The organism is Streptomyces sp. NPDC054765 (assembly GCF_053612065.1).
This window is the reverse complement of the sequence record NZ_JBSHBP010000031.1, coordinates 85431-95484: the sequence shown is the minus strand read 5'-3', so window position 1 is coordinate 95484 and position 10054 is coordinate 85431. Positions and strand designations below refer to the sequence as shown.

The window sequence follows — 10054 nt, the reverse complement described above, 5'->3', positions numbered from 1 at the left end:
GGCCCCCGGTGTGCCGCACCGGGGGCAGCGGACTTTCCGCTCCACGGACCCACACGGATCCACGGACCCACACGGATTCACGAACCCACACGGACGATGCCCGGCAGGGTTCACACGCCGGCCTGGAATCCAGCGGTGCCGGGTGTCCCGTACCGGGTGCCGGCCGCCGCCTGTCGGGTGCCGTCTGCCGCCTGTCGGGTGCCGTCTGCCGTCGTCCGAGCGGCAGTTGTCCGTGGGGGTGTTCAGGCGCGGCTGCGTGACGTCATGCCCCGCGGCAGGAGCTTGTCGGAGGCAGTGCGGGCCGACGGCGAGAGTGGCACGGCGGCGGTGGGGCGGCTGCCCGGATCGCGGGGCCGGTCTCGTCACCCGCAGCCCCGGCCGTCAGGCGCTCGGGGGCGCTGGTTGTGCGCCGTGGAGAGTGGTGGGCGCCGGAGAGCGGGCAGGGGCGCTACTGGCAGCCGGGCGCGAGTGGGGGACGTTCGGAGCCCCCTGGTGCATCTTCGCTACTGCGCGCAACGCCGGGGTGGCTACTTGACTTTGGTCATCGCGATTCAGTCCCGCTTGTTGGGTAATGACTGTTCTATCCCGTTCTCTCTGGATATGCCAACGTGAAGCGTTGGCGGCATGTGCTTGGAGGCGAACCATGGCCGCCCGACCACTCGTCGCGCGTCAGACCAACCAGCGACTGCGGTCCCTCATCCAGGAAGCCTCGCTGTCCAACTCGGCTCTGGCTCGCCAGGTGAACGTTCTGGGAGAGGCACAGGGCCTGGATCTGCGGTACGACAAGACGTCCGTGAGCCGGTGGCTGAGCGGTCAGCGGCCTCGCGGCCGGGTTCCCGCCATCATCGCCGAGGCGCTGAGCAGCAGGCTGGGCCGCACGGTCTCGACGGAAGAGATCGGTATGGCCAACGGCAACAGCGTGACCTGTGGGGTCGGGCTCCACTTCGCGGCCACGGTGGAGGACGCACTGGAGCAGGTCCGTGAACTATGGCACATGGACGCCGAGTCCCGGGGGCTTTTGTCCCGGTCCGCCATGACCGCCTCGGCGTTGGTCGAGCCCAGCAGGGACTGGCTGATCAGCTCGCCCGATGTGCAGGTGGCGCGGGACTGGCGGCTGGGGCCGCGGGTGGGGATGACCGATGTGGAGCTGGTCCGGGCGACCACCCAGGCGCTGGCCGAGCTCGACCACCGGGTGGGCAGCGGATACGTCCGGCCGGTCGTGGTCTCCTGCCTCAACAGCGTGTTGTCCGGACTGATGGACGGGAGCTACGGCGAGACCACGGGACGGCAGCTGTTCGCGGCGGCGGCCCGGCTGACGGAGTTCGCGGGATACACGGCTCTGGACACCGGGCAGCCGGGCCTGGCGCAGCGGTATTACATCCAGGCGCTGCGGCTCGCGCAGGCCGCCGACGACCGGTGTTACGGGGGGTATGTGCTGGCCGGGCTGAGCCATCTCGCCGTCGGCGCCGGCTGTTCCAGGGAAGCGGTGCAGCTCGCTCGGGCCGCCCAGGAAGGCACCCGGGGGCGGGCGCCGCTGGCCGCCCAGGCCATGTTCTACGCGACGGAGGCCCGCGGGTACGCCCTGCTCGGGGACGCGCGCATGTGCAAAATACTGGCGGACAAGGCCATGGACGCCATGGCGCATGTGGTGCCGGGGGACAGCCCCGAATGGATCGCGCATTTCGACCGGGCCTATCTGGCGGACGAATTGGCCCACTGCTTCCGGGATCTGCAGCAGCCGCGTCCGGCCGCCCGACGGGCCGAGGAAGCGCTGGCCCGGCATCCGCGGACCCGGGTGCGCCGCCGCGCCATCGATCTGCTGCTGCTCGCCTCGGCGTTGGTGCAGGCCGGTGATGTCGAGGAGGCGTGCCGGGTGGCGGTGCAGGCGGTGGCATTGCTCGGCCGGCTGAAGTCGGCGCTCGGCGAGCGGTATCTGCAGAACTTCAGGGATGAGCTGCGGCCCTACGCGGACGCCCAGCCGGTGCGCGAGTTCGACGCCCTGGTCCAGGAGAGCGGGGTGCGGGTGCCCCGGTGACGTGAGACCGGAGGGCAGGCCGGCGGAGGGTGGGTCGGTGGAGGCTGGGCCCGTGGAGGGCGGGTCGGTGGAGGGCAGTTCGGTGAGGGCCGAGCGGTGGGCGGGACGCCTGTCGTGCGGGTACCGACGGCCGGCCGGCTCGTTCCGTCCCGCGGGGAGGTGCGGGGACGGTGCCCGGCTGACCGTCGGCGGAGGGAGGCACCCCAACGGGGTGCGGTGCAGCGGCGGACGGGTACCGGTCGCCGGTGACGATCCGTCCGGCCGCTTGGGTGAGGCGGGATGCGCGGCGCGCGGGCTTCCGGCCGTCCGGAAGGAGGCGTCGCCGGGTGGCGCTCCGAGCGGTCCGGCCGTGGGAGCCGGTCCCGGGGTGTGCGTTACGGCCGCGGAAGGCCGGCCCTGACTGCGCGGTCCAGACTGTGCGTTACGGCCGCGGAGCCCGGTCCCGGGGAGCGCGGTCCGGCCAGGGAGGCCGACCCCGAGATGTGCGTTACGGCACCATGCTGTGGTGCAGGCCGGCTGTCAGCGGTATTGCCGCCCACACGGTGCAGCTGTTGTCGTCCTCGACCCTGCGGCCCCAGCGCCAGGAGGACTTGGCGACCAGTTCCAGGCCGCGGCCGTGTTCCTGCGCCTGGCCGGGGCGGCGCAGCAGGGGAACCGACGCGGTGCCGCCGCGGTCGTGGACCTCGATGTGCAGCAGGCCGGCCGACTTCCATATCCGGCAGGTGACGCATCTTCCGGCGGAATACTGGACGGCATTGGTGAAGAGTTCCGACAGGACGAGCAACACCGGATAGCGGGTGTCCTCGTCATGGATGCCTTGTCCGTCGAGCCAGGCGCGGGCCAGGTTCCGGCAGACCGGCACCGCCCGCTTCAGCGCCGGCAGGCGAAATACCACGCGCTGTGCGGAGCGCCAGCAGTCGGCGGGAATCAGGGCGCTCCTTTCCTGCGGCCAGCTCGCGATATGTCGGACGGTCACCATGACTTCGGCCGAATGCATTGAGGTGGGTAACATGAATACCCCTTTCGTACGTGCCTCATGGACCCCGATGCCGCTTTCGCCTCATGAAGCACGGCCAGCGCCATCGCTCGATCTGCCCTGGCAGCGGCCTTCGCAGTGCGCCGCGCCTCCGGTGCGTACCGGGCCGCTTTCCGACTCGCTTTCCCGTCATAATTCAAGCAGTCCCGAGCCCGCCCGGGAAGGCGCACAGTGCAGCGACGGGAGCGGGCGGTGATATTGCGACGCGAAATACTATGACCATAAAAAAACGGTTGCGCATTTCCGTCAATTCTATTGACGGAAATGCGCAAGGAGTATGCGGAGAGTGCAAGGAGTATACAGAGAGGCGCAAGAAGATAAGGTGGCAAGAATGTACCAGAAATGGCGGCGGTCCGGAATTGCCGAATCCGTTTGCGTGGTACGGCGGGAGAGGTGCGGAAGGGGACGGCGGGGGATGCGCTTTCCCCGGTGTTCTCGCGGGGGCCTGATACGGGTGAGGCGGAGGGCGGAGAGGCGGAGCAGGGAGAGGCGGAGCAGGGAGAGGCGGAGCAGGGAGAGGCGGAGGGCGGAGAGGCAGAAGGCGCAGAAGCGGGCGTGCCGACGCCCGGCGGGCCGGTGAACAGCCCGCCGGGCGGGTGCGGTCCCCAAGCGCTCACGGGGCTAGTTCGCCGTCAGTTCCAGGCCCAGATGCTCGGCGATACCGGCGGCGAGAGCGGCGAGCGTCGGATGTTCCCAGACGAAGTTTCTCGGCAGGGAGAGGGCGAAGGAGCGGTCGATGCGTACGCGCAGCTCCATCGCCAGCAGGGAGTCGAAGCCCAGGGATTTCAGCGGCGTCTGCGGGTCGAGCGAACTCTCCCCCAGCCGCAGCACATCGCGGACGTGGCCCGCCAGATGCTCTTCCAGTGCGGCCCTCCTGGCCAGGCCGGGAGGCAGTGCGGTGAGCCGGGCCCGCATGTCCTCGGTGTCTTCGCGGGCCGGTGCCGCCGCGGCCGGCGGCGGTGCCTGGTCGAACACCCCGCTGAAGAACGGGAGATGACGGCCCGCCGGCGGAACCCAGGTGTCCGGCGGGCCGGGAATCACCCCGGTCTGCACCCGCCGGTGGGCCAGCAGCGTCCGCAGGGCCGCCAGGCCGTGGTCCGTGGGGATGGTGCGGTATCCGCGGCGGCTGAAGTCGGTGGCGACACCGATCTCGCCCCACGGCCCCCAGTTGACCGCCACCGTGGGCAGCCCCTGTTCGGAGCGCCAGGCCGCGAACCCGTCGAGCCAGGAGTTCGCCGCCGCATAGGCGCCCTGGCCGGGATTGCCCAGCAGCGAGGCCATCGAGGAGAACGCCGCGAACCAGTCCAACGAGTGGCCCTCCGTGGCGTGGTGGAGATGCCAGGCACCGACGACCTTCGGCATCCAGACCCGCTCCAGCTGGTCATCGGCCACGTTGGCGATCACGGCGTCGTCCAGCACCATGGCGCAGTGCACCACCCCGCGCAGCCGGAACCCCTCGGTCACCGCGGTGGACACCAGCCGCCGGGCGACGTCCGGATCGGCGATGTCGCCCAGGACCACCGACACCTTCGCGGTCCGGCCGATCACCGTGGCAAGGGTCCGTGCGACCTCGGGGGCCGGGGCGCTGCGGCCGTTGAGCACGACGTGACCGGCGCCGTGTGCCGCGAGCCATTTCGCCGTGGCCAGGCCCAGGCCGCTCAGTCCGCCCGTGACGACATAGGCGCCGCCCTCCTCCACGGGCAGATCCCTCTCGGGCAGCACCGCGGGGGCGTCGCCCTCACCGGGCACGGTCAGCACCAGCTTGCCGATGTGGTCGGCGGCCGCCATGGTGCGGAACGCCGTGGTGGCCTCCCGCAGCGGATACTCCGTACAGTGCAGGGGCTTGAGCCGGCCCTCCTCGAACGCGCCGAGCACCTCCTGCCACACCGCGGCGAAGGTGTCGGGGCGGTTGCGCTGCAGTTCGATCAGGTCGACGGTGCTCAGGGTGACGTTGTGCCGCAGGGGCAGCATGCCCAGAGGTGCGTCCGCCATGATGTCGCGCACCCCCAGCTCCACGAACCGGCCGAAGGGGCGCAGCGTCTCCAGGCCCGTGCGGATGGCCGCTCCGGACAGCGAGTTGAGGACGACATCGACGCCCTCCCCGTTCGTCGCCTCGCGGGTGCGTTCGCCGAATTCGAGCGTGCGGGAATCCATCACATGGCGGATGCCCATGCCCCGCAGAAAGCGGCGCTTGTCCTCGCTGCCGGCCGTGGCCAGCACTTCGGCGCCCAGCAGCCGGGCCACCGCTATCGCCGCCAGTCCGGTGCCGCCGGTGGCCGAGTGGATCAGCACCCGTTCCCCGGCGGCGAGCCGGGCGACCGAGCGCAGCGCGTACCAGGCGGTCAGGAAGGCGATCGGCAGCCCGGCCGCGGCCACCGGTTCGATGCCGAACGGGATGGGGGCGACCGCGTCGGCCGGGAGGGTGAGGAAGGAACCGAAGGCTCCGCCCCGCAGATCGACGGCGATCACCTCATCCCCGGCCTGGGGACGTTCCACCCCGGCGCCGACCGCGCTCACCACTCCGGAGCATTCGAATCCGATCCGGTAGCGGACGTCCAGGTCGCCGGGGAGCAGGCCCATGGCCGTGAGCACATCGCGGAAGTTCAGGCCGGCGGCGGTCACCCGCACCTCGACCTCGCCGGGAGCCGGCGCACGCCGGCCGGTGGCGGCGTACTCCAGGCTCGACAGATCGCCCAGCAGGCCCGCGCGCAGCCGGAAGCCGTCCACGCCGTACCGCACCGTGCACGGGGTGGCGGCCCGGTCCTGCCCGCCGCTCGGCGCGGCATGTTCCAGCCGGGCGACATGCCGGCTGCCCGCACGCAGGGCGACCTCGTCGTCGTCCGCGTCCGCCAGCAGTTCCAGGGCCACTTCCCCGGGATCGGCGTCCTGCGGGTCGGCGTCCACCAGCACCGGCCGGATCTCGGGGTGTTCGAGCGCGCCGACCCGCAGCAGTCCGCGCAGCGCACTCTGGCCGAGGTCGACCTCGTCGCCCGGCAGCACACTGCGGGCGCCGCGCGTGACGACGTACAGACGCGGCGACGAGGAGGTGGCGGTGATCGCCTGGACGGCGCCGAGCAGCCGGCGGGTGCGCCACAAGGACTGCACCGTCGGCTCCCCGCCCTTGGCGGGTCCGCACACCAGCACCACTCCGCGCGGGGTTTCGAGGGTGGCGGCCAGCCGCCCGGTGAGGGCGTCGCGGAACGAGCCGAGCGAGGTGTCGTCGAGGGAACGGTCCCAGACCACCGTGCGGGCACAGCGCGAGCGCAGCGCGGCGGCCAGCGCCTGGGCCGCGCCGTCCGCTTCGCCCACGAGGAGCCAGCTCCCCGGTGCGAGGCCGGCGTCCGGGGTCGCCCGGGGCGCCGGCTGCCAGCCGATTTCGAGGAGCCAGTCGTCGACCGCCGGGGTGTCGCGCACCGCCCGCCGTGCGAAACGCAGACCGTTGACGACGAGGACCACGGCGCCGCTGTCGTCCAGGAGGCGCACATTGGCCACGATGGCCTGCGGGGTGATCTCGCTGACGTGGGCGTGGCAGTACACGGCGCTCGCGGGGTCGCCGGTGATGCGCACCGCCTGCATGCTCACCGGCAGCACCAGCGCCTGGTCGTCCTCGTTGATCAGGGGCGCCACGGCCAGCTGGGCGCAGACGTCGAGGAGGACGGGGTGGACCGGCAGCCCGGACGGCGGGGTGCACGCCCGGGGCGGTAGCCCGACCTTGGCCCAGAAGCTGTCGTTGTGGCGGCCGGTGCGCAGTTCGAGGACACCGGTGAACGCCGGGCCGTGCTCCAGGCCGCGCCGTCGCAGACTGTCGTAGAGCGCGGCCGGCTCCAGGGACAGCGGGTGGCGCAGGGCCATCGCCTCGACGGATCTCGGCCGCAGCTCGGGCCGTACGCGCAGCCGGTGCAGCACCGCGTCGGCCTGCACCTCCCAGTCGCCGTTCTCGTTCCGGGCGAGGATCTCGCAGTGGGCCCGGTCCGGTGCGCTCATGGTGACGGCGGTGGAGACCTCGGTGTCCGGGCCCAGCTGCAGCAACTGCTGGAAGTGGACGTCGGTGACCTCCACTTCGTGCGGTGGTGCGCCGAATGCCTCGCAGGCGGCCGAGAGCGCCAGGCCGACGTGCGCGGCGCCGGGGAAGACCGCGTTGCCGTGCACCCGGTGGTCGTCGAGCCAGGGCAGTGCCTCGGTGCCGGCGCCGGCCCGCCAGCAGTGCCGTACGGGGTCGCCGGGGAATTCGGTGTGCCGGCCGGGCAGCGGGGCCCCGGGGACATCGGCGGTGTCGGCGGCGTCCGCGGGCGGGGGTGCGTCGGCCCAGTGGTGGCGGCGGTCGAAGGTGACGGTGGGCGCGTCCACGAGGCTGCCGTCGCCGTACAGCTGCCGCCAGTCGACCGGCACCGCGGCGCAGTGCAGTGCGGCGAGCTGGGTGCGGAACGTGGCCTGCTCGTCCTCCTCACGGCGCAGCGTGGGCAGTACGACGGGTTCGGCGACGAGACCGGCCAGGCTCCGCTCGATGGAGTGGGTGACCACGGGGTGCGGCGAGATCTCGGTGTAGACCACGTGCCGGTCGGCGGCCGCGGCCGCCACCGCCTCGGCGAACCGCACCGGGCGGCGCAGGTTGTCGCACCAGTAGCCGGCGTCGAAGGCCGGTGTCTCACCGGTGTCGACGACCGTCGAGTAGAACGGCACCTCGGGCGACCGGGGATCCAGGCCGGCCAGGGCCGCCCGCAGGGCCGGCAGCACCGGGTCCACCAGGGGGCAGTGCGAGGCGACGTCCACGGCGATCGGGAACACCGGGATCTTCCGGGCCTCCCAGGCGGCGGCCAGCCGGCTCACCTCCGTGGTGCGGCCGGCCACGACGGTGGAGTCGGGCGCGGACAGGACGGCGATCGACACGGTGTCGGCCGCGCTGTCCGCGAGTTCCTGCCGCACCGTGGCGGCGTCCAGTCCGACGCTCACCATGCCGCCGGAGCCGGCGATATCGCTCAGCAGCCCGGAGCGCCGGCAGATCACCCGGACCCCGTCGGCCAGGGTCAGCGCGCCGGCCACGACCGCCGCCGCGACCTCGCCCATGGAGTGGCCGATCACCGCGGCGGGTTCGACGCCGTACGAGCGCCAGGTGGCGGCGAGGGCGATCTGGAGGGCGAACAGGACCGGCTGCACCGTGCCGCACCCGTGGACGGGCCGGCCGTGCCGCACCACATCGAGCACCCGGACCTCGCTCTGCGCCCTGATGAGCGCGTCGGCCTCGGTCAGCGCGTCGAGGAACGCCGGTTCGCTCTTCAGCAGCCGGCGTCCCATACCGGGCCACTGGGAGCCCTGGCCGGAGAACACCCACACCGGCTGCCGCTCCACCGCGGCGCCCACGGCGCCGGTCACGACCGCCGGGTGCCGCTGTCCGGACGCGAAGGACCGCAGGGAGCCGATGAGTTCGCGGCGGGTGGAGGTGACCACGCCCAGCCGTCCGTGGCCCGCGCAGCGCCGGAGCGCCAGGGTGTGCGCGAGGTCGCGCAGCGGCACGTTCGCGCCGTCGCCCTCCATCCAGTCCGCGAGCCGGGTGGCCGCGGCGGGCAGGACATCGGGCGAGCCGGCCGGCACGAGGAAGACCTCGGACGCCCCTTGGGCGGGCCGGCCGGCGCCCTGGTGCCGGGCGGCCGGGCGTTCCGGAGCCTGTTCCAGCAGGACGTGGGCGTTGGTGCCCGAGAAGCCGAAGGAGGAGACGGCGGCCAGCCGGGTGAGCGTCCGCAGCGGCCAGGCGGACAGCTCGGTGGGAACGAAGAAGCGGGTGCCCACCGCGGAGATGGCCGGGTTCCAGTCCCGGAAGTGCAGGTTCGCCGGGATGGTGCCGCGCTGCAGGCACAGCACGCTCTTGATCAGTCCGGTGACTCCGGCGGCCGGTTCCAGATGCCCCACGTTGGTCTTCACCGACGTCAGGGCGCACCGGCCCGGCCCGTTGCCGTAGACCTCGGCGAGGCTGGCGAACTCGATCGGGTCCCCCACCGGGGTGCCGGTGCCGTGCGCCTCGACCATGCCCACGTCCCGTGGGTCGACGCCGGACTGCCTGAGGGCCTCCCGGTACAGGGCGGTCTGGGCGGTCACCGACGGAGCGGCCAGCCCCTCGGACGAGCCGTCCTGGTTGGTGGCCGAGCCGCGCAGCACCGCCAGCACCCGGTCACCGTCGCGTACGGCGTCGCGGAGGCGTTTGAGCACCACGACGCCGCAGCCCTCACCCCGTACGAAGCCGTCGGCGCCGGCGTCGAAGGTGCGGCAGCGGCCGCCGGCCGACAGCATGCCCATCCTGGCGAACGACCGGGTGATGCGCGGCTGGAAGCTGAGGGTGACGCCGCCGGCGAGCGCGAGGTCGCACTCGCCGGCGCTCAGCGACTGGCGTGCCATGTGCACGGCCACCAGCGAGGAGGAACAGGCGGTGTCCAGCGACACACACGGTCCCTGCAGACCGAGCAGATAGGAGATCCGGCCGGCGGCCACACAGTGGCCGTTGGTCAGGATCGACCCCTCCAGCTCCTGTGGCTGCCCGGCCAGGCGGTCCATGTAGTCGCTGTAGCTGATCCCGGCGAAGACGGCCGTCGGGGTGCCGTTCATCCGGTCCGGGGGGAGGCCGGCGTGTTCGAGGGCCTCCCAGGTGACTTCCAGCAGCAGGCGGTGCTGGGGGTCCAGGACGTCGGCCTCGCGGCCCGAGACGCCGAAGAAGGCGGCGTCGAAGCCCGTGACGTCGCGCAGGAAGCCGCCCTGGCGGGGCGTCGGTGCCCTGCTGCCCGGCCCCGGGGAGTCCTCCGGGACGAGGCGCCGGCGCTCCGCGGGCAGTTCGCCCACCGCGTCGCGCTCCTCGACCAGCAGGTGCCACAGGGCCGCGGGGGAATCGATGTCGCCGGGGAGCCGGCATCCCATGCCGATCACGGCGATCTGCTCTGTCTCGTGGGTGGGTCGCATCTCGGCTGTCGAGCCGTGCGTGTCATAGCTCATCGGGGCTC

General features: G+C 72.5%; 3 protein-coding genes. 1 reads left to right on the top strand and 2 read right to left on the bottom strand.

The window, feature by feature from the left end; genetic code table 11:
* Positions 1-643: 643 nt before the first annotated feature.
* Positions 644-2035: a transcriptional regulator gene (locus tag ACWGJY_RS20735; protein WP_453262279.1), complete on the top strand. Its 1392-nt coding sequence runs from the start codon at positions 644-646 to the stop codon at positions 2033-2035.
* Positions 2036-2522: 487 nt separating this feature from the next.
* Here ACWGJY_RS20735 and ACWGJY_RS20730 read toward each other — a convergent pair whose 3' ends face one another.
* Together ACWGJY_RS20730 and ACWGJY_RS20725 are read right to left on the bottom strand one after the other, a co-directional pair.
* Positions 2523-3047, bottom strand: a complete 525-nt coding sequence (locus ACWGJY_RS20730) for an ATP-binding protein (RefSeq protein ID WP_453262278.1) — start codon at positions 3045-3047, stop codon at positions 2523-2525.
* Between the two features lie 645 nt (positions 3048-3692).
* A complete protein-coding gene (locus tag ACWGJY_RS20725; protein ID WP_453262277.1) occupies positions 3693-10046 on the bottom strand; it encodes an SDR family NAD(P)-dependent oxidoreductase in 6354 nt (2117 codons plus the stop codon).
* Positions 10047-10054: the final 8 nt, after the last annotated feature.

Bases quoted from the DNA above. Each gene is read 5' to 3' on its own strand.
- ACWGJY_RS20735 (WP_453262279.1), top strand. From the start codon at position 644: ATGGCCGCCCGACCACTCGTCGCGCGTCAGACCAACCAGCGACTGCGG.
- ACWGJY_RS20730 (WP_453262278.1), bottom strand. From the start codon at position 3,047: ATGTTACCCACCTCAATGCATTCGGCCGAAGTCATGGTGACCGTCCGA.
- ACWGJY_RS20725 (WP_453262277.1), bottom strand. From the start codon at position 10,046: ATGAGCTATGACACGCACGGCTCGACAGCCGAGATGCGACCCACCCAC.